The sequence below is a fragment of the Lactobacillus sp. wkB10 genome, from assembly GCF_000760615.1.
Taxonomy (GTDB): domain Bacteria; phylum Bacillota; class Bacilli; order Lactobacillales; family Lactobacillaceae; genus Lactobacillus; species Lactobacillus huangpiensis.
Genome location: NZ_JRJB01000003.1, coordinates 49,029 through 74,263, shown reverse-complemented (window position 1 = coordinate 74,263; position 25,235 = coordinate 49,029). Strand labels below are relative to the sequence as shown.

23 protein-coding genes are annotated in these 25,235 nt (G+C 34.5%); 16 read left to right on the top strand and 7 right to left on the bottom strand.

What is annotated here, in order from left to right; genetic code table 11:
• The 5 genes from LACWKB10_RS02710 to LACWKB10_RS02690 all read left to right on the top strand — a co-directional run bounded on the left by LACWKB10_RS02710 (position 1) and on the right by LACWKB10_RS02690 (position 3,383).
• Positions 1-480 (top strand): PTS sugar transporter subunit IIB, encoded by a 480-nt coding sequence (locus LACWKB10_RS02710; RefSeq protein ID WP_034978526.1) that lies wholly within the window; start codon positions 1-3, stop codon positions 478-480.
• Positions 477-1,274 (top strand): PTS sugar transporter subunit IIC, encoded by a 798-nt coding sequence (locus tag LACWKB10_RS02705; RefSeq protein WP_034978524.1) that lies wholly within the window; start codon positions 477-479, stop codon positions 1,272-1,274. The genes LACWKB10_RS02710 and LACWKB10_RS02705 overlap by 4 nt, the downstream gene beginning before the upstream one ends.
• Positions 1,252-2,091 carry a PTS system mannose/fructose/sorbose family transporter subunit IID gene (locus LACWKB10_RS02700; RefSeq protein ID WP_369792477.1) on the top strand — a complete coding sequence of 280 codons (840 nt, stop codon included), beginning with the start codon at positions 1,252-1,254 and terminating at the stop codon, positions 2,089-2,091. Before LACWKB10_RS02705 ends, LACWKB10_RS02700 begins: the two co-directional genes overlap by 23 nt.
• Before the next feature lie 9 nt (positions 2,092-2,100).
• Positions 2,101-2,517, top strand: a complete 417-nt coding sequence (locus LACWKB10_RS02695) for a PTS sugar transporter subunit IIA (RefSeq protein ID WP_034978521.1) — start codon at positions 2,101-2,103, stop codon at positions 2,515-2,517.
• 158 nt (positions 2,518-2,675) lie between these two features.
• Positions 2,676-3,383: a DUF975 family protein gene (locus LACWKB10_RS02690; RefSeq protein ID WP_034978519.1), complete on the top strand. Its 708-nt coding sequence runs from the start codon at positions 2,676-2,678 to the stop codon at positions 3,381-3,383.
• Positions 3,384-3,450: 67 nt separating this feature from the next.
• Here the strand turns inward: LACWKB10_RS02690 and LACWKB10_RS02685 are convergent, their stop codons facing one another.
• The gene (locus tag LACWKB10_RS02685; RefSeq protein ID WP_034978516.1) at positions 3,451-3,684 is read right to left on the bottom strand and encodes a hypothetical protein; all 234 of its coding nucleotides are present in this window, start codon (positions 3,682-3,684) and stop codon (positions 3,451-3,453) included.
• 149 nt (positions 3,685-3,833) lie between these two features.
• Between LACWKB10_RS02685 and LACWKB10_RS02680 the strand changes: the two genes are divergently transcribed.
• From LACWKB10_RS02680 to LACWKB10_RS02650, 7 genes are all read left to right on the top strand, one after another.
• Positions 3,834-5,129, top strand: a complete 1,296-nt coding sequence (locus LACWKB10_RS02680; protein WP_034978738.1) for a PTS sugar transporter subunit IIC — start codon at positions 3,834-3,836, stop codon at positions 5,127-5,129.
• 4 nt (positions 5,130-5,133) lie between these two features.
• A complete protein-coding gene (locus tag LACWKB10_RS02675) occupies positions 5,134-6,000 on the top strand; it encodes an alpha/beta hydrolase (protein WP_034978513.1) in 867 nt (288 codons plus the stop codon).
• Positions 6,000-8,531, top strand: a complete 2,532-nt coding sequence (locus LACWKB10_RS02670) for an excinuclease ABC subunit UvrA (protein WP_034978510.1) — start codon at positions 6,000-6,002, stop codon at positions 8,529-8,531. The genes LACWKB10_RS02675 and LACWKB10_RS02670 overlap by 1 nt, the downstream gene beginning before the upstream one ends.
• A gap of 206 nt (positions 8,532-8,737) precedes the next feature.
• The gene (locus LACWKB10_RS02665) at positions 8,738-10,834 is read left to right on the top strand and encodes an ATP-dependent Clp protease ATP-binding subunit (RefSeq protein WP_034978507.1); all 2,097 of its coding nucleotides are present in this window, start codon (positions 8,738-8,740) and stop codon (positions 10,832-10,834) included.
• Between the two features lie 253 nt (positions 10,835-11,087).
• A complete protein-coding gene (locus LACWKB10_RS02660; RefSeq protein ID WP_034978504.1) occupies positions 11,088-12,110 on the top strand; it encodes a branched-chain amino acid aminotransferase in 1,023 nt (340 codons plus the stop codon).
• Positions 12,111-12,260: 150 nt separating this feature from the next.
• On the top strand, positions 12,261-12,782 hold the full coding sequence (locus tag LACWKB10_RS02655; protein ID WP_034978501.1) for a hypothetical protein: 522 nt from the start codon (positions 12,261-12,263) through the stop codon (positions 12,780-12,782).
• Positions 12,775-13,539, top strand: coding sequence for a hypothetical protein (locus LACWKB10_RS02650; protein ID WP_034978498.1), 765 nt, complete (start codon positions 12,775-12,777; stop codon positions 13,537-13,539). Before LACWKB10_RS02655 ends, LACWKB10_RS02650 begins: the two co-directional genes overlap by 8 nt.
• 9 nt (positions 13,540-13,548) lie before the next feature.
• Here the strand turns inward: LACWKB10_RS02650 and LACWKB10_RS02645 are convergent, their stop codons facing one another.
• A complete protein-coding gene (locus LACWKB10_RS02645; protein ID WP_034978495.1) occupies positions 13,549-14,118 on the bottom strand; it encodes a TetR/AcrR family transcriptional regulator in 570 nt (189 codons plus the stop codon).
• A gap of 101 nt (positions 14,119-14,219) precedes the next feature.
• Between LACWKB10_RS02645 and LACWKB10_RS02640 the strand changes: the two genes are divergently transcribed.
• Positions 14,220-14,969, top strand: a complete 750-nt coding sequence (locus LACWKB10_RS02640; protein WP_034978492.1) for a sulfite exporter TauE/SafE family protein — start codon at positions 14,220-14,222, stop codon at positions 14,967-14,969.
• Between the two features lie 90 nt (positions 14,970-15,059).
• On the opposite strand, the gene LACWKB10_RS02635 is transcribed toward LACWKB10_RS02640, so the two are convergent.
• Together LACWKB10_RS02635 and LACWKB10_RS02630 are read right to left on the bottom strand one after the other, a co-directional pair.
• Positions 15,060-16,910 carry a glucose PTS transporter subunit IIA gene (locus tag LACWKB10_RS02635; RefSeq protein WP_081945326.1) on the bottom strand — a complete coding sequence of 617 codons (1,851 nt, stop codon included), beginning with the start codon at positions 16,908-16,910 and terminating at the stop codon, positions 15,060-15,062.
• A 19-nt stretch (positions 16,911-16,929) separates the two neighbouring features.
• Complete coding sequence (locus tag LACWKB10_RS02630; protein ID WP_034978489.1) at positions 16,930-18,405, bottom strand: glycoside hydrolase family 1 protein; 1,476 nt, start codon at positions 18,403-18,405, stop codon at positions 16,930-16,932.
• A gap of 120 nt (positions 18,406-18,525) precedes the next feature.
• Between LACWKB10_RS02630 and LACWKB10_RS02625 the strand changes: the two genes are divergently transcribed.
• The 3 genes from LACWKB10_RS02625 (at position 18,526) to LACWKB10_RS02615 (ending at position 21,838) form a co-directional block, all read left to right on the top strand.
• Entirely contained in the window at positions 18,526-19,521 is a 996-nt protein-coding gene (locus LACWKB10_RS02625; RefSeq protein WP_052060249.1) for an AraC family transcriptional regulator, read from the top strand.
• A gap of 254 nt (positions 19,522-19,775) precedes the next feature.
• Positions 19,776-20,666: a DUF3737 family protein gene (locus LACWKB10_RS02620; RefSeq protein WP_034978483.1), complete on the top strand. Its 891-nt coding sequence runs from the start codon at positions 19,776-19,778 to the stop codon at positions 20,664-20,666.
• A gap of 5 nt (positions 20,667-20,671) precedes the next feature.
• Positions 20,672-21,838 (top strand): MalY/PatB family protein, encoded by a 1,167-nt coding sequence (locus LACWKB10_RS02615; RefSeq protein WP_034978480.1) that lies wholly within the window; start codon positions 20,672-20,674, stop codon positions 21,836-21,838.
• Between the two features lie 406 nt (positions 21,839-22,244).
• On the opposite strand, the gene LACWKB10_RS02610 is transcribed toward LACWKB10_RS02615, so the two are convergent.
• The 3 genes from LACWKB10_RS02610 to LACWKB10_RS02600 are packed head-to-tail and all read right to left on the bottom strand — an operon-like array spanning position 22,245 to position 24,808.
• Positions 22,245-22,730, bottom strand: a complete 486-nt coding sequence (locus LACWKB10_RS02610) for a hypothetical protein (protein ID WP_034978478.1) — start codon at positions 22,728-22,730, stop codon at positions 22,245-22,247.
• Positions 22,723-23,541, bottom strand: coding sequence for a DUF3100 domain-containing protein (locus tag LACWKB10_RS02605; RefSeq protein ID WP_034978475.1), 819 nt, complete (start codon positions 23,539-23,541; stop codon positions 22,723-22,725). Before LACWKB10_RS02605 ends, LACWKB10_RS02610 begins: the two co-directional genes overlap by 8 nt.
• 1 nt (position 23,542) lies before the next feature.
• The gene (locus LACWKB10_RS02600) at positions 23,543-24,808 is read right to left on the bottom strand and encodes a M20/M25/M40 family metallo-hydrolase (RefSeq protein WP_034978471.1); all 1,266 of its coding nucleotides are present in this window, start codon (positions 24,806-24,808) and stop codon (positions 23,543-23,545) included.
• Positions 24,809-25,235 lie beyond the last annotated feature (427 nt).

The window sequence follows — 25,235 nt, the reverse complement described above, 5'->3', positions numbered from 1 at the left end:
ATGACAGTAGTATTAGCAAGAGTTGATCAAAGACTGGTTCACGGAGTAATAGTTAATGCTTGGTATCAGTACTTGCAAGTCAACAGATTTATGGTTATTGATGATGAAGTTAGTAAAAATGAAAATATGAAAACAAGTATGAGAATTGTGAAGCCGGCTGGTACAGGAATGTCAATAATTGACACTGAAAAAGCGCTTAATAATTTCAAAGCCGGAAAATATGATAATCAACGAGTACTTGTTTTGGTAAAAGAGCCTGAAACTATAGTTAAAATGCTTGAAGCAGGTATCGAAATACCCAAGGTAAATTTGGGAATAATTTTTAAATCGGATGATCGTACGCAAATTACTAAATTTATTGCATTAAATGAAAAAGAGAAAGCTGATTTAAATAAAATCCATGAATATGGTGTTCCGATAAAATTACAATTTGTTCCCAATGATCCTGAGAAAGATTATTTCGATAAAAAAGGAGAATAATAATGGAAATTTTACAAGATATCCTGATCATTATTTTAGCTGGATACATGACTATGGATGAAGATGGGATAGTTTTATTGACATATTTTCCCGTGATAGTCGGTTTGGCCACTGGTTTAATTATGGGTGATTTACATACAGCTATGGTTGTTGCAGGTACATTCCAGTTAATGATGTTAGGGGTCGCAGCTTTAGGAGGAGCATCAGTTCCTAATTATGGGTTAGCAACTATTGTAGGTGCATTTGTCGCAATTAGAACAGGTACAGGTTTAAAAACTGCCATTGCTGTCGGTATACCTGTGGGCTTATTAGCAATTCAGTTAGAAGTTTTACGGAGAATTATAGCCAACTTTGTTGCTCATAAAATGCAGTCTCTTAATGAAGAAAAAAAGTGGAAGCAGATGTTGCGCTGGGGATATGCAGGACCCGTTTTATGTTTTGTTGAGACAGCTTTACCTACAGCAATAGTAGTTTTAGTTGGACCAGCTGCAATTAAAATGATTTTGAAATTTATACCTACTTGGATAACAGACGGATTAACAGTTGCCGGTGGCTTGCTGCCTGTAGTTGGTATTGCAATGCTGCTACACTATATGCCAGTAAAAAAGTTCTTACCTTTTCTAGTTGCCGGTTTTGTTTTGGCAGCTTTTATTAAGATACCAATAATTGGTATAGCTTTATTAGGTTTAGCAGCAGCATACTGGTACTTTAATTCTGAGATTGACAAAAATAAATACAGCCAAAACCAAGCAGTAGCTAAAAATGATACAACTGGAGAAGATTATGATGAATAAAAATGTTGAAAACAAATCAAGCTACCACGTAACAAAAAAAGATTTGACACATGCATCGTTACGATTTAACTGGATATGCGTGAATCTATTTAATTATGAGTCACAACTGGGTCCGTCACTAGTATGGTCTATGGCCCCGCTATTGCGGAAAATTTATCCGAAGGATTCAGACTACCAGGCCTCACTAAGAAATCACTTTAACTACTTTAATACTACTCCGTATTTAGCAAATATAGTGCTAGGCACTACGGTAGCTATGGAAGAAAAAGATGGGATCAAGGCTTTGCCAACGGTTCAATCTTTTAAAACTAGTATTATGGGTCCGTTAGCAGGTATTGGTGATACAATATTCTGGGTACTTTGGCCTACAATTATGGGATCAATTGCTGGATATATGGCTTTGCAAGGTAATCCGCTTGGAGCAATAATTTGGTTTTTGGTTAATATTTTATTTAATATTATGAAAGTTTGGCTGTACCATGTTGGCTATTCATCTGGAACAAGGCTAATTGACACTTTAGGAAATAAGATAAATACTTTTACCGAAGCTGCATCAGTAATGGGGGTCACAGTTATTGGCGCCTTGGTTGCTACGGTAGTCAAAGTTTCAGTACCATATGTCTTTAAGTTTGGTAAAGTATCAATGAATATTCAAACTGACATTTTAGATAAAATAATGCCGGCATTATTACCAGCTGTATTTACTTTCTTTATTTATAAATTATTGGATAATAAAAAATGGACTCCAACTAAGATTATATTTTTAGTTATCTTAATAGCACTCGTTGGAACTTTTTTAGGAATTTTTAAAGCTTAAGGTTATTGAATGGATAGAAAAATTGTAATTGCTTCACATCATGCTATGGCTAAGGGTATTGAGGATACTCTAAAGTATTTGACCCATACAGATCTTGATATTTATGTACTATGTGCATACATGGAAAACAAAAGAATTGATTCTGAAGTTGCAAATGTAATGAGTAAATTTAAAAAAGAAGATGAAGTCTTCATTTTTACGGATATTGCATCTGGCAGTGTGAACCAAAAATTTTATAAGTACATTAATAGACCGCATACCCACATTATTGCTGGCATGAATTTGCCTATTATAATGAGCGTAGCTTTAAATAATTCACAGGAATATTTTAGTGAAGAAACAATCAAGAAGTTAGTTAATCAAGCAAAAGATTCTTTGGTTTATGTTAATCTTAGTAATAAAAATATGGATAAAGAAGACGAATAAATGTAAGTTTCTATAATGTGGTCAGTAATGGTAGAACAAACACTGTTTGAGCTTAGTTCCAATGTTGGTGGAACTAGGCTTTTTTAGTGTTTTCTTTGCTATCTGCCATTACTAGGGGGTAAAATATATTTAATATATACTAGATAAGGAGATAAGTTATGAACAGAGCAGAACTAAAACTAGAAGCGAAAAATCAACTGCGTCATAACTGGGGCTGGGCAGTTATTATTGGTTTAGTAATGACCATATTTGTTGGTTTCTTTTTTGCTAGGCCAGCAATAAATAATTCACTTAAGATTGCAAATAATGTAAATGATGTCATGGGAACTGGCTCAATTGATTCACTATTTAAACCTGCATTTTGGGCAGGTCAATTAGGTCCTGATACGGGTTTAACTTTTATCGGCAGCTTTTTTATGCTGAGTATGGTGGTTACTTTCTTACATTTTGCTCGTGGAGAAAGACTAGGCTTTTTTAAAGGTATTTTTTCTGTTTTTACTGATGATCGGTTTGTACCAGAATTTCTGAATTATCTTTGTGAGTATATTTTTCAATTTCTGTGGTCTTTATTATTAGTTATCCCTGGCTTAATTAAGTCTTATTCTTATGCCATGACGCCCTATATTGTTAATGACTTGGTAGCAAGTGGGCAAGAGGTACATGCAACAACAGCAATTACACTAAGTCGTCAGTTGATGGACGGCCATAAATGGGAACTATTTGTATTAAATTTAAGTTTTATTGGTTGGTATCTTTTGAGTGTACTAACTTTTGGCATTGGTTATATTTGGCTAGTTCCTTATGAACAGACAACTAAAGCTAATTTTTACCGCAGATTAGCTGGCGATCGCTATTTAAAAAATTAAATTGATAAAAAACTAAAAGAGCAAGACATTCATTGTCTTGCTCTTTTTTGTGTACCCATTTTAAAATTTAGTACTTGTTCAAGTCTTCAATACGCTCTTGAAACCATTTGCCAGCATATTCAGAATTAAAATCATCTGTTTTTTTGAGAGCATCCTTTACTTGACTGGAATTTAAGTGATCAATCAGGTAGGTCTTTAAAGCCTTATTAATCAGATCATTAAAATCAGTATCGTTAACTTCTAAATACTTTTCTGTTAGCTTTGCTACCTTTTCAGTTAATTCAATTTTCTTCCTGCTCATTTTCTCGCCTCTTAAAATACACTTTCATTATACCATTTTATTCATTACTAATAATAAAAAAGATAATGGTTGGTATTAAAATGGCTAGCATTAGAAAAATAGAGTATTATTTTATTTTAAATACAATAATCAAGGTTAGGTCAGATTTAATGAAAGAATATACTATCAATATCGTAGCACGTATGCAGGAATTCTCTTTTTTTCGTGCGACAAGACATACCATGGCAGTGTTAATGCCGATTGCAGCGGTTGGCTCATATTTTAAACTTTTTAATGACTTGGTTTTTACACCTAATGGACTAATTTATAATATATTTAGCCTGGATAAAGTATTATCTGATCATATTTGGTATGGTGGTTCTTTTGTTTGCCGTGGAATGGTAGAAATTACTTTTGGGGTGTTTGGTGTCTATGCCAGTTACTTTATGGCTCGTTACACAGCACGGCTTTATCATAAGGATTCAACTATGGCAGGTTTAACTGCTGTTCTAATTATGCTTTTTTGTTCATATGCATCCAGCAGTGGCCGCAATGCTCGCATGCCGTTTACTGCCAGTTTGTTACAAATTAATGCAGTTTTTATAGCCCTAGTTATAGGATATTGTGTGGGACAAATATTTCATTTATTAGGTAAAGACTTTTCCTACGTTAAAGATGAGGGAACAAAGATAATCCAAAAGAGGGCAGGGGATGCTGTTTTGCCTAGCGCTATTTCACTGCTACTGGGTATATTCTTAGGAATTATAATTTATGAATTACAACTTAAACTCCTTAATTCCACTAGTTTTAATGAAATTGTCAGTCGAGTTCAGACCACTAATAATTTTGGCGAAGTTTTATTGCTTTCAGCTGTGATTACTTTTTTAGATTGGTTAGGAATCGGTTATCCATTGCGCTCCTTATCAGGAACAGTTAATAATGCTTTTACTGCTGAAAATTTGACGTATACATTAAAACACGGTAATTCTTGGAATGTGCCGTATAAATACTTGGGCAGTTCACTCATTAACAGCTATGGGATAATGGGTGGGGCTAGCGTTGCTTTAGCCGTGATCGTGTTGCTTTTAATAAGGCGAGGTAATAGAGAAAATGAAATAAATGCTAAAATTAATTTATTACCAGCTGCTTTTGGTTCTAACTTGGGATTTACAATTGGTTTACCTCTAATTTTAAATCCTGTGTTCGTATTGCCTAGTGTTATGATCCCGATTATTAATATGACATTGGCCGCTGTGGCTATTAGCGTACATATTATTCCTGTGAGTGTTTATCAAATTTTAAAAGGGACCCCCGGAATTTTAGTTTCATTTTTTGGCACAAATGGTAACTGGTCAACGTTAATTTTTACATTACTGCTGTTTTTGTTGGATATAATTTTGCTATTACCAATAATTAAAATTAATGAAAAAATTGATCTAAGAATTGCTTACCAGAAGAAGGAATGATCAGATGCGTAAAAATCCTAATTATAAATGGCTAATCTTGGTCATAATTATTTTAATTATGCTGGCTGTCCCCAGTTTTTTTTGGATGAAAAAGGATAATAAATCAAGAGCGGAACTTAGCAAGTCGCTGCTTTCCCCAGTAATAATGGTTCCTGGTTCCAGTGCCACAACTGAGCGTTTTAACGATTTAATTGATGAACTGAATAAAACTACTCTCAACAGACACAGTGTAATAAAAATCAAAGTTTCACGTGAAGCAAAATTAACTTACAGTGGCTCTATTGGTAAAAACGATTTGGAGCCTTTTATTATTATTGGTTTTGACAACAATAAAGACGGTTATACAAATATTAAAAAACAGGCAAAATGGCTAAATGTTGCGTTTGAATCACTAATTCAAAACTATAAGTTTAATAATTTTAAAGCATTTGGTCATTCCAACGGTGGTTTAATTTGGACTTATTGGCTGGAACATTATTATTCTGAATATTCTGATAACATTAAGATAAAGAAGTTAATGACTTTAGGAACTCCTTATAACTTTACTGAAAGTAATATTAATAATCGGACGCAAATGCTGGCAGATTTTATTAAAAATCGTGCAACACTACCGCAATATTTAAAGGTTTATTCTCTTTCTGGAGGGAAAAATTATGAATCAGATGGAATCGTACCTGAAACAAGTGTAGCTGCCGGTAAATTTATTTTTCAAAATCAGGTTAAGAATTATACGGCAATGACAGTTACAGGTGAAAAAGCAGATCACTCAGATTTGCCGCAAAATAAGCAGGTAATTCAAGCAATTCGACAGTACTTATTAAAGAAACCGAATAGGCCATTAAAGCCTGCTAAGGGAAAGGATAATCATTAATGAAATACCAAAAACAACCTACTAAAATTGAAGTAATTGGTGGTAGAGTTAATAATCTAAAAAACATTGATGTTGATATTCCACTACATAAATTTGTAGCAATCTCTGGCTTAAGCGGATCTGGAAAATCCAGCTTGGCAATGGGCATTTTATACTCAGAAGGTGCAAGACGTTATCTTGATTCCTTAGCAGCCTATACTAGGAGACGCATTAGCCAAGTTGGTCGTGCACAAGTAGATGAGGTAAAACATATCCCTTCAGCATTGGCATTAAGGCAGCGACCGGCTGTTCCTGGTGTGCGTTCGACCTTTGGCACAGTAACGGAAGTTTTTAATATCCTACGACTAATTTTTTCCCGATTAGGTTCACCCGTATGTCCTAATGGTCACAGAGTTCCACCAACCATAAAAATTGCGGAAGCAATGGATCTAACTGGGGAAGCAATGGGTCGCTTGACGTGTCCTACATGTGGCATACAATTTTATGCTTTTAGTGCTGAAGACTTTGCGTTTAATTCAGATGGTGCGTGTCAAAAATGCCAGGGTCTAGGAACGGTTGAGCAGATTGATGATAGTAAGATTATTGCTGATGAAAATTTAACGCTTGAAAAAGGTGCGGTAGCCACTTGGCAAATTCCTGGTCGAAATTGGATGTGGCGCATTGCGCGTGAATTAGGTGTACGTACTGATATCCCATATAAAGAGTTGAATGCTAAAGAAAAAGATATTGTGCTTCATGGTAAAGAGCGAAAAGTACCTATTGACTTGCCAACTTCAACTGGTCGGGTTTATCATCTTGATGCGTTATATGAAAATGCCTATAATGCGGTAGCTAACTCCCGTAAAACTACAAAGTCGGAGCGAGGATTGCAAAGAATTAATTCTTTTTATAAATTTAGTACCTGTCCTCGCTGCCATGGCTATCGGATTGATCCTAGTCGCTGGCAGCAGCTAGTTGCCGGCAAAAATATTGTTGAAGCTGAGAAACTGACTTTAGGTGAATTAACTCAATATATGGATGAGATTTTAGCAAGTTTGCCACAAGACATGCAAGACTTAGCAGAAAATTTAACGAGTGAATTGTTGCATCAAGTCAAACCTCTATTAAAATTAGGACTAGATTATTTGAGCATAGACAGGCAGGCAAGTAGTCTGTCTACAGGTGAACTTCAACGTATCCAGCTTGGCAGAACGTTGCGCACCGAAACTACAGGGGTACTCTATGTATTAGATGAACCATCAGTGGGCTTGCATCCTGACAATGTAGCTGGGTTGATTGATGTATTTCATGAATTGGTCAATCAAGGCAATTCTTTAGTTGTTGTTGATCATGAAACTTCCATTATTAATGCGGCTGATTGGGTGATTGAAATTGGTCCAGGTTCAGGTAGCCAGGGTGGTGAAATTATTTCTCAGGGAATACCCAAAGAGATAGAACATAATGAAAAATCCTTAATTGGACCGTATTTAACAGGTAAAGCACCATTATTTGTCAGACCCAGGGTCAATAAAAACCAAATCTTTAAACACGGCAAAATAAAACTTGATGTTACTGAGCGCTTTAACTTAAAAAACTTGCATGTTCAAATACCTGTCAATCGCTTAACTTCTGTTACCGGATTTTCAGGTGCTGGTAAAACTACTCTCATTCTAGATTCTTTGATTCCGGCATTAAAGGCACAAAAAAATAACAGTGAAAGACCTAAGTGGGTCAAGAGTTTAAACAATAACTATATTAAAAACGTGATTAGTGTTGACTCTACACCAGTTGGTAAGAATCAGAGATCAACTGTTGCAACTTATACAGATATTATGGACAACTTACGTAAACTTTTTGCCAAACAGCCTTTAGCTAAAAAGTTAAAATATCGCGCGTCTCATTTTTCATATAATAATAAAGAAGGTGCATGCCCTGCATGCGGTGGCACTGGTGTGATTTCACTTGATATCCAATATTTGCCTGACATGGTTGAAACATGTTCAGTATGTGGAGGTCATCGTTTCAATCAAAATGTCTTGCAGGTAAAATGGCACAATCTAAGTATTGCTGACGTTTTGGATTACTCGGTAGATGATGCCTTAAAAGAAGAAATTTTTCAAAAAGAGCCAAAAATTAATAAAACAATTACAACATTACATGACATGGGGTTAGGTTATCTTCATCTAGGGGAGTCTACTCCAGCATTATCAGGAGGAGAAGCACAGCGGTTAAAGTTAACTAGTCACATTCATCAAAGGCAAAAGGGCACTTTATTTGTTTTTGATGAACCGACAGTGGGACTACATCCACAAGATGTGAGAACACTCTTACAAGTGTTTCAAAGATTACTCGAGCAAGAAGGAACTATTATTACTATTACGCATGACTTGGATATTATGGCTAACAGTGATTATATGATTGATATGGGACCAAGAGGAGGACTACAAGGAGGAAAAATTATTGCAAGCGGATCCCCTGTGGATATTTCTCAAAATTCTGGTAGTTTAACAGGTAAATATTTGGCAAAGCAATTTAAATTATATCAAAAATAAAAAAATAGAGCCTAAAAAGTAGCTGAGAGCGCTGCTTTTAAGGCTTTTTTGATTTCTGTGGAAAAATCAAACAATCTGTGGAAAAAGTTAATCAAAACTATTGCTTTCTGTGGATAACCTGCTATAATATTATATGTAAGCAATTAGCAGTCAAACGCTACGAGTGCTAATTACAAATTTATAACCTATCAAAGGGGTGTTTACATATGGCATATTTTGATAATGATTTTGACGAATTATTTAACGAATTAAACAATTCTTTCTTTAATAACACTAATGATAAAGGTGGAGCTATTCCTATTCACTATTCAAGCAGTATGAATATTTCACCGCAAGACATATCCCAAAACGGACAAATGGGGCAAAAGCAAGGACAAAAGCCAATTGGAGTTGATTTGGTTGAGCAAGCAAAGAAAAACAAATACGATCCTGTAATTGGGCGTGATGAACAAATTCAGGAAGTTATAGAGATTCTAAGTCGGCGCAAAAAGAACAATCCAGTTTTAGTTGGACCAGCAGGTGTAGGTAAAACTGCCATTGTAGAAGGATTGGCACAGAAGATCGCTGCAGGCGATGTTCCTGACAAGATGAAAGACAAACATATTATTGCAATTAACATTAATGATATGGTTGCTGGATCAAGTTTGCGTGGTAGCTTTGAAGAGCGCCTGAAAAAAGTGATTGACGAAGCTAAGAAAAATCCTAATATTATCTTATTTATTGATGAATTACATAATATTGTCGGAGCAGGGTCAACTGACTCTGAAAATAACAATGGTGACGCTGCTAATATTTTGAAACCGGCTTTGGCTAGTGGCGACTTGAACCTGATTGGTGCAACGACTACGAGTGAGTACCGCAGGATTGAAAATGATGCGGCCCTAGCACGTAGGTTCCAGCCTGTACAAGTTCCTGAGCCATCTGCTGCAGTGACTGTCAAAATTTTAGAGGGTCTAAAAGATAAATATGAAGCTTTCCATCATGTAAAATACAATGACAGTGCTTTAAAGCTGGCTGTTGAATTATCACAGCGCTACATTCAGGGACGGTACTTACCTGACAAAGCCATTGATTTAATGGATGAAGCAGGTGCCAAAAAGGGTCTCGACACTATTCCTGATGATGAAGCAACTTTAAAGAAGCGGATTAAAAAGCTGGAAAGTGAAAAAGAAACTGCTGCCAAAAAGGAAGATTACAGTAAAGCAAGTGAGCTGAAAAAGAAGATTGAAGAGTTGCGCGACAAAGCTGATCATGTAGATGATGAAGCGACTCCACATGTTACTGATGAAGATATCTATGCTTTGATTGAAGCCAAGACAAAGATTCCAATGAGTGAATTGCATGCAAGTGAGGGACAAAAGAATCTTGATTTAGCTGAAAAATTAAAGAAAGTGGTTATTGATCAGGATAATGCGGTTGATGTCATTACTGATGCAATTGCCCGTAAACAAGTTTTTAAAGACAATGATCGTCCTACTGGTACATTCTTATTAACCGGACCTACTGGTGTAGGTAAGACAGAATTAGCTAAACAATTGGCTATTCAATTGTTTGGTGGTGAAAATCATCTGATTAGACTTGATATGTCAGAATATCAAGATCAGATGGCAGTTAACAAGCTAATTGGTTCTGCTCCAGGTTATGTTGGCTATGGCGAAGGCGGTCAATTGACTGAAAAAGTTCGTCACCAGCCATACAGCCTGATTTTGTTCGATGAAATTGAAAAAGCTAATCCGCAAGTGTTTAATGCTTTGCTTCAAATCATGGATGATGGCCGTTTAACTGATGCACAAGGCAGAACAATCTCCTTCAAGGATACAATTTTGATCATGACTTCTAATGCAGGTTATTCCGACCAATTGCTAAAAGACGGTAAAGTAGATCATGATAAATTAATCAAGGCTTTGGAAGCATACTTCAGACCTGAATTTTTGAATAGACTTGATGCGATTGTGCCATTTAATTCCTTAACTAAAGATGATATGAATAAAATTATTGATATTTACTTAAGTAAAATGGCACATGTTTTGGCGAAAAAGAATGTTAAGGTTAACGTTTCTGATGAGACTAAAGCTTATTTAGCTGAAAAGGGCTATGATAAAAAGTTTGGTGCAAGACCTTTACGTCGGGTAGTTGAGCAGGACTTGGAAACCCCAATTGCTAAATTATTAATGAAAGAGCCTGACACCAAAGAAGTCAAGTTTACAGCAGATGACAAGCATGTTTACTTAAATGATGCTGCAGTATTAGACATTAAGCCAAAAGAAAAATCTGAAAATAACGATAAAACAAAACAAGATTAATGTTAAAAAGGGATCATTCAATAGAGGATGATCCCTTTTTTGCTTCTAGTTGTTTCATGTGAAACCTTCCATACAGTAACAAAATTGAATTTTTGTTTAATTATCAGAAATTCATATTATTTTATTAAGATTAATATGAATTCACTATTGACATCAACAAAAATATAGTTTAAATTAGGTAGCAATTAAATTATTATTAAAAAGCTAAAAATTATTTTTTAGCTTTTGTAGTTTTGTTATAGGGGACAATCAAATGAAACAACGAGTAGAAGACCTGGATTGGAAAAATCTGGGATTTAAGTATCGTGATCTGCCTTATCGATATGAGGCGAAATATAAAGATGGAGAATGGCAGGAAGGAAAACTGACCGAAGATTCATCCATGACCTTTTCTGAAGGCGCGGAAGTACTGCACTATGGACAAGAGGTTTTCGAAGGACTAAAAGCTTACCGTAGAAAAGATGGTAAGATCAATCTCTTTAGACCTGATCAAAATGCACACCGCTTTACTCTTTCAGCAAAGCGGTTAGCCATGCCGCCATTTCCTGAAGATAGATTTGTTGATGCCGTAAAACAAGTTGTTAAAGCTAATGAAGAATTTGTACCACCATATGATAGTGGCGCAACTCTTTATTTACGACCACTTATGGTAGGAACAAGTAAAGTTTTAGGTGTTGAAGCGGCCACTGAATATACCTTCCGCGTTTTTGCGGTTCCAGTTGGCGCATACATTAAAGGATTGAACCCTGCAGATTACGTTGTTAGTGAATACGACCGTGCCGCATATGCTGGTACCGGTCAAGCAAAGACAGCCGGTAACTATGCCAGCAGTTTGCTTCCGACAGTTGAAGCACATAAAAACGGTTTTGCCGATAGTCTTTACTTGGATCCACGTGAACATAAATATATTGACGAATTTGGTGGTGCTAACTTCTACGGCATTACCCAAGAAGGACAGTTTGTCACACCAAAATCAAAATCGATTTTGGTTTCTATTACTAAGCGCTCACTTTTGGAAGTCGCTAAGTGGCAAGGTCTAAACCCAGTTGAACGCCAGATTACCTTGGAAGAAGCGTTCAACATGAAAGAAGCTGGTGCAATGGGTACAGCTGCTGTAATTTCTCCTGTAGGTTCAATTACCTACGAGGGTAAAAAACATGTTATCTATAGTGAAACAGAAACTGGTCCAGTTACTAAGAAACTTTATAACGAACTGGTTGATATTCAGTATGGTAACAAGAAAGGCCCAGAAGGCTGGGTCCAAACATTGGATTAAGTTACAAATTGGGAATAAAAAAGGCGAGTCTTAGGACTCGCTTTTTTAAATACTTAAAAACACCATAAAAAGTTGAAATGCTCTTGTATATAATATGTTTATAAGAGTGATATAATTTATATAAAAATTAATATAAGGAGATAATAAAATATGGATCAGACTAGTAAAATCGAATTAGATTTAAGTTCAGGGAGTTTTTCAATTTCTGGGACTGAAGCCTTTATTAATAATCATTTGGAAGGAATAGAAAATTTTATTTCAAAAAATAAACATGTGTCAGATAGTGAAAAACAAAATTATGACAATCATAATTTTACAAAAAAGGATAAATATGAATCAACTATATATAAATTGAATCAAAAAAATAAGTCTATTGAAATTTTAAAACCTATTCCTGGAAAAAATAAGTCGGAAAGAATGAAGAATGTTACTTTAATAACATTATATGCTAAAGAACATACAGAAAACATAAGAAGTGCTGAACGAAGAGAAATTGCAAAATTATGCCTTAAAGGTGGATGCTTAGATAGCCATAATATGAAAAATGTATTAAAGAAATATAAAAAATTATTTATTCTTAAAGAAGATAAAAGTAGTTGGAGTGTTGAATTAACTACTGATGGAGAAATAGCTGCTAAAAAATTACTTAAGGAGATGTATCAAAATGATTGATGATATAAAAAAAGCTTTGATAAAAAAATTTCCAGCCGAACTTATAAATAAACTAATTAGCAGATACTTAACTAGTTTAAAAGAATATAGAAGAAAAGATTGGATTAGTACTTGTACCTGTGTAGGTCAATTTATAGAAATATCAATGAGAATGGTAAATTATGCTTTGACGAAAAAGTATAAAGATCTAAATGAAAATCTTCCAGCACTTAACGAACAGCTTTTAAATAAATGGGAAAATTATTCTAAAGAGGAAAATAGTGAAAGCTATAGGATTATAATTCCTAGAGTTTTGTTTGCGATGTATTGTATACGAAGTAAAAGAGGAGTACATGTAAAAAAAGCTGACCCAGGTATAATGGATGCCACTTTATTAATAAATGATATGAAATGGGTACTTGCCGAGTTCTTTCGCTTAGCAGTAAACATGCCATCTGATAAGGTATATAACATTATTAATTCTATAGTTTCAAAAGAACCTGATCTTATATGGAATATTAATGGTAGAAATAGAGTGTTAGATAACACATTTATCACTCAAGACCAAATATTATTAATTTTATATGAAAATACAACGTTGACAGATAAAGAACTTCTTAAAGATATAGAGTATTCAAATCCTTCAAAATTTAGAGAAATTTTGGCCGCTTTACATAGAAAAAGGCTATTAGAGTATAATAAAAATACCGGGGAATGTACTATTTCTCCTACAGGAGAACGTAATATTGAAAAAAAGATTAGCAAATTAAATTTATAAACCAATATTTTAATTATGGTTCTGGTCTGCAATTTGGCACAGACTTTTTTTCAGCAATTTACGAAAACTTTTATCAGCTGGTAACGATTTATCCGCAAACCAACCTGTTCCAACGTTGACAATATCTCCTATTGCTAAATCTCTAATGCATCTGCTTACCAGTAATTGTTTTTTAGAGTCAGTGAACTCTGTTGCTATCATTTGATTAAAGATAGATTTTAGTTCATTAAAAGCTGCGGTAGTTTCAGGATAGTTATTAGTGCGTGGCATTTTTAAAACAAATTGAGTTAAGAGAAAATGATTCAGTGCTGTTTCGCGAAATGTCATTGCAAAATCAATAATCGCTGTCAGGCCAGCTTTGCCAAACAAATCTTTGCGTAATTGATCTGTTAGCAGGCTAACAGTCCACGCAACTATGGCGTAATTTAGTGCTAATTGATTAGGAAAATAATTATATAGAGCTTGCGATTGAGTGCCAATTTTTTTAGCAATAGACACAAAATTATTTTCTTTGTTGTCTTCAATTAACTCAATGCTTGTTTTAATAATTATTTCTTTAGACAAAATTTGTCGTGGCATTTTGAACTCCTTACTTAATTTGACTTTTACAATATGTAAACTATAATTACATATTGTAACTATAACATATAATTTTAAAAAAATTAAGAAGGTCAAATAATATGAAAATTTTTTTGCTGGGACTAATAGGGTTGATAATAGGAACCTTCGTTATTCTTTTTGGCGGTGGTGGAGCAGCCATTTACCTGGCAATATTGACCGGCTTATTTGGATTAAATGCTGCAACAGCATCTTCTACTTCCTTAGTGACAGCTTTGCCTTCATTAATTATTGGTGCAATTAGCTATTATCATCAAAGACAAATAAATACTAAAATAGGTAATCAAATGTTAATGACGGCAATTCCTGCTGTGATAATAGGCGCATTACTCTCAAAATATATTCCTGCCAAAATTTATAAATGGTTGATAGGAATCGTTTTGGTAGTTCTTGGCATTAATATGCTACTCAAGAAGAAAACGCAAACTGCCGCAACTGTTAAAAAAACGCAATATTCCAGGCTAGAAGCGGGTATGTATGGTATCTTAGGTGGCTTAATGGTTGGCGTTGCTGGCATGAGTGGTGGCGCTGTTATTATTGGCGGTTTATTTTTGCTGGGATTACAAGATTTTCAGGCTACTGCAACTTCAACTTATGTTCTGGTTTTTATGACTATCACGGGTGCTGTCTTTCATATCGCTGATGGGCGAGTAGATTGGATTGCTGGTTTGCCCTTGATGATCGGTGCTATCATTGGCGCTGTTATTGCACCTAGACTTGCCCAAATTCTAGCTAAAACTAAAATCACACGCTACATGAAACCCACAGTTGGTGTCTTGCTGGTATTATTAGGCGTTAAGTCATTGCTCTGAGTCCTGAAAAATACGGTTTATTAGAATAAAAAACGTGATCCTGCTATAAAAACAGAATCACGTTTTTTGGTGTATATTAAATTCTTAATTCTATAATTGCACAGACATTATCTCATCAAAATCTGCGGCAGACTTATTTGGCAGTGTAAATTTAACATTCTTAACCTTGTCTTTTGAATTTGTGATTACCACGATGACAGTTGGATCTTTGCCACTGTCTTTAACTTGCTTAATATCCATGAATGCAATTTTTTGACCGGAAGCGACTTCATCACCTTTTTTAATAAAAAGCTTAAAAGGATTACCATTTAGTTCAACTGTATCAATTCCTAAATGTATTAAAACCTCTAGGCCATTATTTGTGGTGATACCGATACCATGCTTTGTTTCTGCCAACATAGTGACTTTACCTGAAACTGGAGCATAAATGCTGCCTTCAGAAGGCTTAACTGCAAAACCTTCACCCATTGTTTTGCTGGCAAAAACTGAATCAGCTACATCTTCCAATGGAATTACAACTCCGGCAGCAGGAGTACTAAAAGTCATGCTTTGTGGTGAGCTGGATTTTGTTTCACTTCTTTGAGCAACTTTTCCACCTAAAATTACTGCTACTAGAGCACTAGTTAAGAAAGCTGCTATTAAGCATATAATCATTAACAAAACATTGGTAAAACCTTGACCCGCCTTGACATAAACAGGCAGAGAAGTGATGCCGGGCATTACAAATGCATAGCACTTAATACCAAGTAAAACGGTTAGCATGCCACCAACTCCGGAACCACACATTGCTGCCAGCATGGAACTTTTATGAACCACATTAACCGTATAAAGAGCAGGCTCAGAAATGCCTATAAAAGCAGAGAAGCTGGTAGATAATCCTGCGGCACGCAATTCTTTATTTTTCATTCTTAAAGAAGTGCCAAAAGCTGCTCCAGATTCGGCCATATTGTGTACAAAAGAGACGGGCAATAAGTAATCATAACCTAATGTAGCGATATTCTGAATTTGAATAGGAGATGTTGATTGATGCATACCCGTTAAAACGATTAATGGCATGAAAAATCCTAATAAAAATCCTGCTAACAAACCAGCTTTTTGGAATAACCATACTATACCGTCAGCTAGATATTGACCTCCGTATGCTCCTAGTGGTGCCAAAATCCACATTGCAATTGGTACGGCGGTAATTAAAGTTATGGCGGGAACAACCACCAATTTTAATACGTCAGGTATAAAGCGGTCAACAAAGTGATAAATAATGGCCATTAGTCCTACGCCTAAAATAACTGGAAAAACAGAAGAGGCGTAGTTAAAGACTGGAATATTTAAGCCAAATAGCGTTAACCCGGAATGACCACTTGCTATTTTGGCAACAAATGTAGGATAAAGCAATGCACCGGCCATACAGATGCCAAGAAATTCATTTAATTTAAATTTGCGTGCTGATGAAATTGCCAGTAAGAATGGTAAAAAGTAAAAAGGAACATCAGCGATTAAATTAAATAGAGCCATCGTGGTGTTTTTTTCGAGTCCTGGTGAAATTGCTAGGACTATTGCCAAAATTCCCTTTAGCATACCTCCTGCAACTAATGCAGGTAAAATTGGTTGGAAAACACCTGAAATGACATCTAGAATTACTTTTCCAGTGATTTTAAACTTGTGCTTACCTTGATCTTGGCTATTATCATTTTGCTGAGGACCTATAATTTTCTCAATTTCTGCAAAAACTGAATCCACGTTTGGACCAATTACTATTTGATATTGATTGCTCTTGATAGTAGTTCCAAGAACACCTTGTAAATTATCAATTTTTTCTAATTTTGCTTTACTAGCATCTTTGATTGTAAATCTAAGCCTGGTAACACAATGCCAATAGTTATTGATGTTATTTTTTCCGCCAAGATAATTAATTATTTGGTTAGCCAACTCCTTCTTTTTCATAATTTCTCCTCCTGTATATTTATTTCTTTTTCGACTTAGCTATGTGTTCTTGGATTCGATTCTTGTACCAGTAAAATGAATCCTTTTTGTATCTTTTTCCTGTACCTTTGCCACCATTATCTAAATCGACATAGATTATGCCATATCGTTTATCCATGGTTAACGGACCGCAAGAAACGATGTCGATTATGCCCCACATAGTGTAAGCAATTAAATTTACGCCATCTTTTACAGCTTCATCTAATTGATCTATATGGGCACTAAGATATGCGATGCGGTAATCGTCGTGTACTTTGTGATCTGAAGTCAATTCGTCATGGGCACCAATACCATTTTCTGCAACAATAATTGGTAGGTGATAGCGATCATATATTTGGTTAAGAGTGAACCTTAAGCCAATAGGATCGATTTGCCAACCCCACTCGGATTCCTTTAAATAAGGGTTTTTCTTAGTCATAATCAAATTGCCTGCAGTTTGTTCCCAATTAGCTGCATTAGTTGAAACCTGTGAAAAATAGTATGAAAAGGAAACAAAGCCAACAGTTCCGTCTTTTAACAATTCTTTATCACCGGGTTCGAAGTGAATATGAACGTTTATTTTATCAAAATAACGCTTCATGTATTCTGGATAGTAGCCCCTTGCTAAAACATCTAAGTAAAACCAATTTGAATACTGGTCATCTTGGATGGCTTGCAAATTGTCTTCCGGTTTTGAAGTAGCTGGGTAAGTAGTGAAACGGGCAATCATACCGCCAATTAGTTTTCCGGGCACAAGCTCGCGTCCTAGTTGCACTGCTCTAGCACTACATAAAAACTGGTGATGTAGGCATTGGAAAATCTCTTGATCCATGTTCTTTTCTGTACCAGGTATTAAGCAAACTCCATCCCAAGGGGAAAACTTAGCAGCGTTTATTTCATTGAATGGCAACCAGTAATCTACTAAATCACCTAATCTTTTATATAAAACAGTTACATATTTTTCGAAAAATGAAATAATTTTTCTGTTTTTCCAGCCACCGTATTTTATGACCAAATTAACGGGGATGTCATAGTGAATCATTGTAGCGAAAACTTTTATGCCGTATTTTTTACACTCAGTAAACATGTCACGGTAATATTTAATTCCTTCTTCATTAGGTTCTTGATCGTCACCGTTGGGGAAGATTCTTGACCAGCTAATAGAAGTACGAAAAATTTGCAATCCCGTTTCTGCCAGCATTTTTATATCTTCTTTATAGTGATAATAGAAATCAATGCCTCTTCTAAGGGGATAATATTTTGTTCCCTGATCTTTTAACGCTTGATCAAATTCTTCTTGTGAAAAAGGATTATTTTGGTGCTTATCTTCAATTTGTTCAGGTGTCCAGCTAGGATCTAGATAGCGTAAATCTTGTGTAGAAATTCCTTTGCCTCCTTCTTGAAAGCCTCCATCTGCTTGAGAACACGCAATTGCTCCTCCAAGTAGGTAATTTTTATCATAATCTGTTTTCTTCATATTTATTTCTCTCACTTTCTAAGTGCTTGTACCGCTTACAATGCTATAATAATTGGAGTTATATATTATTTAAATATCATTAACAGTTTTATTTTTTATCATATTCATTAGAGCAACATTGTGAACAAATTATTACAACAAAAAATTTTTCAAACTACAGATAGCGAAAAATGGCATTTACGAAATAAGAACAAATTAAGTCCTTTTTACAAAACATTAAAAACTAAAAATTATCATGGTCATCAAGTATTCTTCTTTGACTTTGTCAATACGTTAAAGGAAAACAAAATAGGTATGATTCGCGAAACACGATATACAACAATACCACCGCATTTACATAAAGATATGGAAATGAATTATATTTATTCTGGGGAATGTACATTTTTTATTAATGGTAGAAGAATTACTTTGAGGAAAGGTGATGTATGTATTTTAGATACAGATGTCATAAACAGTGCTGCATACAAGGGAACTAAGGACATAGTTTTTAATATAATATTTAAAAAAGAATATTTTTCTTCAAACTTTTTATCACAGTTTAACGGTTCAGATACTTTGAGCAGATTTTTGTTGAATGCAATTATAGGTAAACAAAGCTCCGATAACTTTTTGATTTTCCATACAGAAAATACAAAAAAATTTTCGCAGATTTTTGACATGCTTTTAGAAGAGCATTATTTTCCTAAGCCCAATAGTATTAACATAATTGAAAATTATTGCTCGATTTTATTTTTTTATTTGAGTAGGATAATTGGTGATGATAATCAAAATTTAATTGTCAATACGGCCGATAAGAGTGTTTTACAGATTTTGCAAACTATTGAGAAAAAAGATGGCAATTGTTCACTTGGTGAAGTAGCAGAAGAACTTCATTTTTCTGTCAGCACAATTTATAAACTGTTAAAAGAAGTAACTGGTAAAAATTTTTCTCAGATTAAAATTGAAACACAGTTAAAAAGAGCAAAATTTCTTCTATCTGAAACTTCATTGCCTATCACTGAAATCATGTTAAACGTAGGTATTAAAAATACAACTTTTTTCTATAGTAAGTTTTATGAAAAATTTGACGAAACCCCCAAACAATTTAGGCAGAAAAATCAGCACTTGCAGATTTAAAAAAATAATAAATGTAATAATTATTTAATAACCTTATCATATAGCTTACAAATATACAATGAATTTTTAACTAAATGATAAAATACGTACGGAGCCAATGATATGCTTGTTATAACTATTTGTAATAAAGGAACCTAATCAAATAGCATTTTAAGTTGGAAGCTTTTCAGAGGATAATAAAGAATTAGGGTTTTTCCTGGTAACAATACAAAAAATTAAAAAATTCAGAAATACAAAAGAGAAAAGAGATCGGAATGAATATTATCAAAAATCATTTTTTTGAAGGTGAAAGAATTCTTTTTGGACTAAAAAATTCACAACTGGCAGGAATTACTTTTGGTGAAGGTGAGTCGCCGCTTAAGGAAGCCAGTAAAATTGATATCAAGGATTCTATCTTTAAATGGAAATATCCATTATGGTATGACAGGGACATTAATGTGGATAATACTGTATTTGAAACTATGGCGCGAAGTGGTATATGGTATACCAAAAATATTTCTATTAAAAATTCTGCTTTGCAGGCTCCGAAATTATTTAGGAGAGCAGAAAAAATAGTCCTAGACAATGTTCATTTTGCTAATGCTGCAGAAACGATGTGGACCTGTAAAGATATTAGAATTACCAATAGTCAAGTTAACGGTGACTATTTTGGTAAAGACAGTCAAAACATCTATCTTGACCACGTTAGTGTTATTGGTAATTATGCTTTTGACGGAGCTAAAAATATTGAAGTACATCATTCCACCTTTATTTCTAAAGATGCTTTTTGGAATTGTCAAAATGTTGCTGTGTATGATTCGATAATAGATGGTGAATATTTGGCATGGAACGGACAAAATATCAAGTTTATCAATTGTAAAATTGAAAGCGACCAGGGGCTTAATTACATTGACCATCTGGAATTGAAAAATACCAGTTTAATTCATACTGACTTAGCATTTGAATATGTTTCTAATATTAATGCTGCAATTTCAAGCAAAATTGACAGTGTGAAAAATCCAATTTCTGGTAAAATTTCTGCCCCTGCAATTGGTAAATTAATTTTAGATCCTCAAAAAATAACTCCTAGTGAAACTGAAATTGATTGTGCTAAAATTGATGCGAAAGTTAATCATTCAGATGAAAATCAGAAACCGAAGGATTAGAAATAATGGATAAGTATGATTTTGTTAATGCACCAGATAGAAGAGATACAGATTCAGTCAAATGGCATGTCAAAAAGGGTGATTTGCCAATGTCAATTGCTGATATGGATTTTAAAACAGCACCCGAAATAATTACCGCAATGAAAAGAAAAGTCGATCGCGGTGTTTTTGGCTACGAGTGGCCTGAAGATGACTATTTTAAAGCGGTGGCTGACTGGTACGAAAAAGAACATGGTCATCGGCCTCAGCAGGAATGGATGATTTTTACTACAGGAGTGGTACCCGCAATTTCTGCAATTGTAAGACGAGTTTCCCACATTGGCGATAACGTTTTAGTCCAAGCTCCTGTATATAATGTTTTCTACAATTCAATAGAAAATAATGGCCGACATGTTTTATCTAACGACTTGCAATTTGATGGCGAAAATTATGCAATCAACTGGGACGATCTCGAACAGAAATTAGCTTTACCTTTGACAACACTGATGATTTTTTGTAATCCTCATAATCCTATTGGTAAGGTATGGACTCAAAAAGAGGTACAAAAAGTTGCAGATCTATGCTATCAGTATCATGTAGTTCTTTTGTCCGATGAAATTCATGGCGACTTAGTGCGCAAGGGTTCAGACTATACCCCAGCTTTTTCAGTAAATAATCCTGCACGCGAAAACGTTGTTTCATTAGTTTCACCTAGTAAAACTTTTAACGTTGCTGCACTACACGCAGCAACAGTGATTGTACCAAATAGTAATTTGCGCGCTATGGTTAATCGCGGTCTTAATAGCGATGAGGTAGCTGAACCAAATTTGCTGGCTATTCCTGGAACAATTGCTGCCTATGAACATGGTCACAACTGGCTAGAGGCATTGATTAAGCAATTAAATGTTAATTTCACTTATGCTGAAGAATTCATCAATAAGAACCTTCCACAAGTTAAGGTAGTTGCAGGCGCAGCAACATACTTAATTTGGCTTGATGTAAGTCAAATTAGTAGCGATTCGCAAAAATTAGCGGAATTCTTAGAAAAAACAACCGGTCTGGTTTTATCACCCGGAAGTATTTATCGCGGAAATGGTCACGACTTTTTGCGTATGAATCTTGCTTGTCCCTTAACAATGGTTAAAGATGGCTTAGAACGGTTAAAGGTGGGACTGACAGATTATTTGGCTTGAGAGCTTTAAAAAAGGCAACTATGGTAATTATCATAGTTGCCTTTTTATTGTCTAAAAATTTTAAGCAGATCAAAAATATTTATAGTATTTTTTAATCCTTACAGATATTGAAAATATATGTTTCTAAAAATTATATTGTTTCATGTGAAACTGAAAAAGGAATGAACCAAATAGTTAAAGCAGACAATTGTGTATTATTTCCCAGGAAATATTACCAAACTAGGAAATAACGTAAAAAATTTGATTTAAATCTGTAGTTAAAAATTAAGAACTGCAGTTATCTTAGTAAAATGGAATATATAAATGGCTTTTCTTCCAATTTTTATTAAATTATATATAAGGAAAAATAAAAAGCCGTTTAAACTAATTAAAGTTATCGCGACTTTTGGCTTTTTAAAAACTACTTTTAACTAAGATTAAGGGCAATTTGTGAGATTAAGGTGTCCATAAAGTACATACCAAAGAAAACAAAAATTGCGACGATTAAAATCTTCCAACTTATTTTAGTCAATTCTTTCAAACGGTGGGTAACTGATATTCCAGCAAATGCTAGAACAGAGGTTGTTAGTGAAAGGAAGTCTACAGCATTAATAACACGAACACAGTAGGGACTAAGCAAACAAAAAATTAGAGAAACAATTGAAACCCAGCCTAGAATAGGGAAGCCCTGAATGATTTTCCAAGGCACTTTTTTCATCAGCATACTAATAACTATGCCTAGTAGTGAAAAAAGCCATAACATACCTAAACCAATGAATGTGTCAGTAGTAATTGGTGTGCTTTTGGGATTTCTGATTAATTTAACCCATTGAACAAATAATACTAAGCTAACACTAATTAAAAGAATGACTGCATCTTTAAATAATTCATATAAATTGTTTTCTTTAGTCATGATCTGGATAAACTTCTTTCTTTTTGTCTAGTAGGCTGGTGATGTGTGTGTACATGAATCTTTGCAGAGGCACTGCTAGGAAGTACATGATATAAGTGCCAATAAAACTAGTTAGCAATTGACTGGCCGCGGCAAAGGACAAAATAGTGTCACTGTGTTTTGGTACCAAAGCTGCTAAAGACGATGAAGCTGCAGTCATCATTGAACTAGAACCGACACCGGCACTCATTGCAACAGCTTTATAGTTAAAGCCCATGCCTAGAAGAAGTGGAGCTAGGATTGAAAAGATAATTGAACCAAAAATGGTACCAATTAAATAAATTCCGAGTACGCCACGACCCTCAGGGGAATTTAGCGTGTATTTTTCACTAATATATGCTAGTTCACCTTCACGGCCTAAGCCTAAGGTTGAACCTATAGCTTCTTCTCTTAAGCCAAGTAATAGCGCTACAGGTAAACCGAAGATAATCGTACCTAAATTACCTAATTCGTGGACTAGAAAAACCCAACCAACAGAAATAATTTCGTTGATTTTAGGGGCCACATTCGCTCCATAACGTGCCATTAAAGGCAACATGATAAGAATCATGTATTTACCGGCAAATTTCACCCGTTTATCATTGTAAAGTTTTTTAATAGGCTTTGCTGGGATTAAATAAACTAAAATAGCAATAATTACCGCAAATACTAGAGGTAAGATAGAGATTTCAATTTTGCCGATTTTAAATACTTGGGTACTAATCATTTCAGAAACTGTATCTATTAACAACACTAAAATGATTAGCGGACCATATGCTTTTAAATATTTCATTTTATTTTGCCATCTTTTCTAATTCAGTTAGATATTCTTCTTTTGTTTTCTTATAAGTTTTTACCTGATCTAAGTTATTTGAAATCTTAAGAATACTGTTAAAGACAAATTCAGGGAAAATTGCTAGTACAAATTCAGGATCAACTAAAGTAAAATCATCACCATGAATTGTTCCGTTCCAACCGCCATAACCGATTTGAATGGTTGGTATTAAGAAACTAACATCTCCGATATCACCTGCTGCCATTGTGTAGCCCCGGTCTTCTATTAAACCAGGAATTTTTTCATTTGCAGAAAAGACGTCTTTCACTATAGCACTCATACTCTTACTGGAAATCAAAGGCAGGTAGCCAACTTGCCGTTCAGATTCAACAGAACCACCAAGTGCTGATGCACAACCTTCTGCTGCCTGTTTAAAACGGTTCATTAGTTTTTGTGCATTGTCTATGTCAAAAAATCTTAAATCCGTACCCATTTTAATATGATCAGGAATTACGTTAATTGATTCATGATTTTCTCCAATAAATACTGGATTGAATCTTATACGATTGGGATCCTTAATTTGTTGACGTTGCAAAGCTAAAGCAGTATTGAATAGTGTTGCTATGCTTTGAGCATTAATACCTGCATCTGGAGCGAAGGCTGCGTGACTAGCTTTGCCATAAAAATCAAAATAATCAAAATTAAAGCCTGCGAGATCACAATTAATTTCGATAGTTCGTTCATCAAAATCTTCACCTATTGCATGAACTGAAATACAATAGTCAATATCGTCAAAAATACCCAGTTTGATAGCTTCTTGCTTACCACCGAAGTAATCTATTTTGCCTGCCTCTTTTTGTTGTTTTCTCCAAGCAAGATCGACGAACTCTTCAGATGGAGTGAAGATAAATGCCAAATTAGCACCAAACTCTTTAAGTCGGTGATTGGTAATTATTTCATTCATAATTGCCAGTGCGGTAGTGACTTGTGTATAATGGCCACAAGCTTGAGCAGCACCAGTATTCGCATCTGCTAATTTGTGATTAGGCTGGTAGAGTGAATCTATTTCAGCGATAACTCCAATAGTTTTCTGGCTACCATTAGTTAACGTTATTTTTAACCCTGTATCTAGATAATGTTCGATTTTTAACTCAGGACTAATTTTGTTAATTTCATCTTCAATCCTTCTAGATGTATTAAATTCTTTATAACCAAGTTCTGGATTATGAAGTAAAAAATCGGCAATTTCAGTTAGTCTAGCATAGTATTTTTGAAAACTTGACATTGTATCCTCACTTTTTGTTTGATTATTATCATATGTGACAATAATAAGAATAAAATAAAATTAGCAACTATGCAAGAACGAAAATGTTATTTTATGTTATAAAAGTTCGTATTTTATCAAAATATGTAGCTAGAGGACAGGTGTTAATATTTGGACGAAAAGAAAGAGTAATTACAAAATAATGTGACCTCCCCAAATTTAGGACAAATTTGGGGGGTATTTTTATGGCTAAATTAGCTAAGATAAAATTAAGATTTATCAGCTTTAGCTTGACTAAATTGGACTTAGTGAATTAAAAGTTGGACTAGCTAATATTAATTACTTGCAACCTTGATTGCAGGTCATGGTTTATTTTTGCTTTCAAAAATTTCGGCAACATATAGTTGAATTTATTAAATAAGCAATAAACCACTTTTTTATATTTTGA

Coding starts and splice junctions, on each gene's coding strand:
- LACWKB10_RS02660 (WP_034978504.1), top strand. CDS start 11,088: ATGAAACAACGAGTAGAAGACCTGGATTGGAAAAATCTGGGATTTAAG.
- LACWKB10_RS02690 (WP_034978519.1), top strand. CDS start 2,676: ATGAACAGAGCAGAACTAAAACTAGAAGCGAAAAATCAACTGCGTCAT.
- LACWKB10_RS02620 (WP_034978483.1), top strand. CDS start 19,776: ATGAATATTATCAAAAATCATTTTTTTGAAGGTGAAAGAATTCTTTTT.
- LACWKB10_RS02615 (WP_034978480.1), top strand. CDS start 20,672: ATGGATAAGTATGATTTTGTTAATGCACCAGATAGAAGAGATACAGAT.
- LACWKB10_RS02665 (WP_034978507.1), top strand. CDS start 8,738: ATGGCATATTTTGATAATGATTTTGACGAATTATTTAACGAATTAAAC.
- LACWKB10_RS02670 (WP_034978510.1), top strand. CDS start 6,000: ATGAAATACCAAAAACAACCTACTAAAATTGAAGTAATTGGTGGTAGA.
- LACWKB10_RS02695 (WP_034978521.1), top strand. CDS start 2,101: ATGGATAGAAAAATTGTAATTGCTTCACATCATGCTATGGCTAAGGGT.
- LACWKB10_RS02655 (WP_034978501.1), top strand. CDS start 12,261: ATGGATCAGACTAGTAAAATCGAATTAGATTTAAGTTCAGGGAGTTTT.
- LACWKB10_RS02605 (WP_034978475.1), bottom strand. CDS start 23,541: ATGAAATATTTAAAAGCATATGGTCCGCTAATCATTTTAGTGTTGTTA.
- LACWKB10_RS02680 (WP_034978738.1), top strand. CDS start 3,834: ATGAAAGAATATACTATCAATATCGTAGCACGTATGCAGGAATTCTCT.
- LACWKB10_RS02600 (WP_034978471.1), bottom strand. CDS start 24,808: ATGTCAAGTTTTCAAAAATACTATGCTAGACTAACTGAAATTGCCGAT.
- LACWKB10_RS02630 (WP_034978489.1), bottom strand. CDS start 18,405: ATGAAGAAAACAGATTATGATAAAAATTACCTACTTGGAGGAGCAATT.
- LACWKB10_RS02635 (WP_081945326.1), bottom strand. CDS start 16,910: ATGAAAAAGAAGGAGTTGGCTAACCAAATAATTAATTATCTTGGCGGA.
- LACWKB10_RS02650 (WP_034978498.1), top strand. CDS start 12,775: ATGATTGATGATATAAAAAAAGCTTTGATAAAAAAATTTCCAGCCGAA.
- LACWKB10_RS02685 (WP_034978516.1), bottom strand. CDS start 3,684: ATGAGCAGGAAGAAAATTGAATTAACTGAAAAGGTAGCAAAGCTAACA.
- LACWKB10_RS02710 (WP_034978526.1), top strand. CDS start 1: ATGACAGTAGTATTAGCAAGAGTTGATCAAAGACTGGTTCACGGAGTA.
- LACWKB10_RS02675 (WP_034978513.1), top strand. CDS start 5,134: ATGCGTAAAAATCCTAATTATAAATGGCTAATCTTGGTCATAATTATT.
- LACWKB10_RS02640 (WP_034978492.1), top strand. CDS start 14,220: ATGAAAATTTTTTTGCTGGGACTAATAGGGTTGATAATAGGAACCTTC.
- LACWKB10_RS02610 (WP_034978478.1), bottom strand. CDS start 22,730: ATGACTAAAGAAAACAATTTATATGAATTATTTAAAGATGCAGTCATT.
- LACWKB10_RS02645 (WP_034978495.1), bottom strand. CDS start 14,118: ATGCCACGACAAATTTTGTCTAAAGAAATAATTATTAAAACAAGCATT.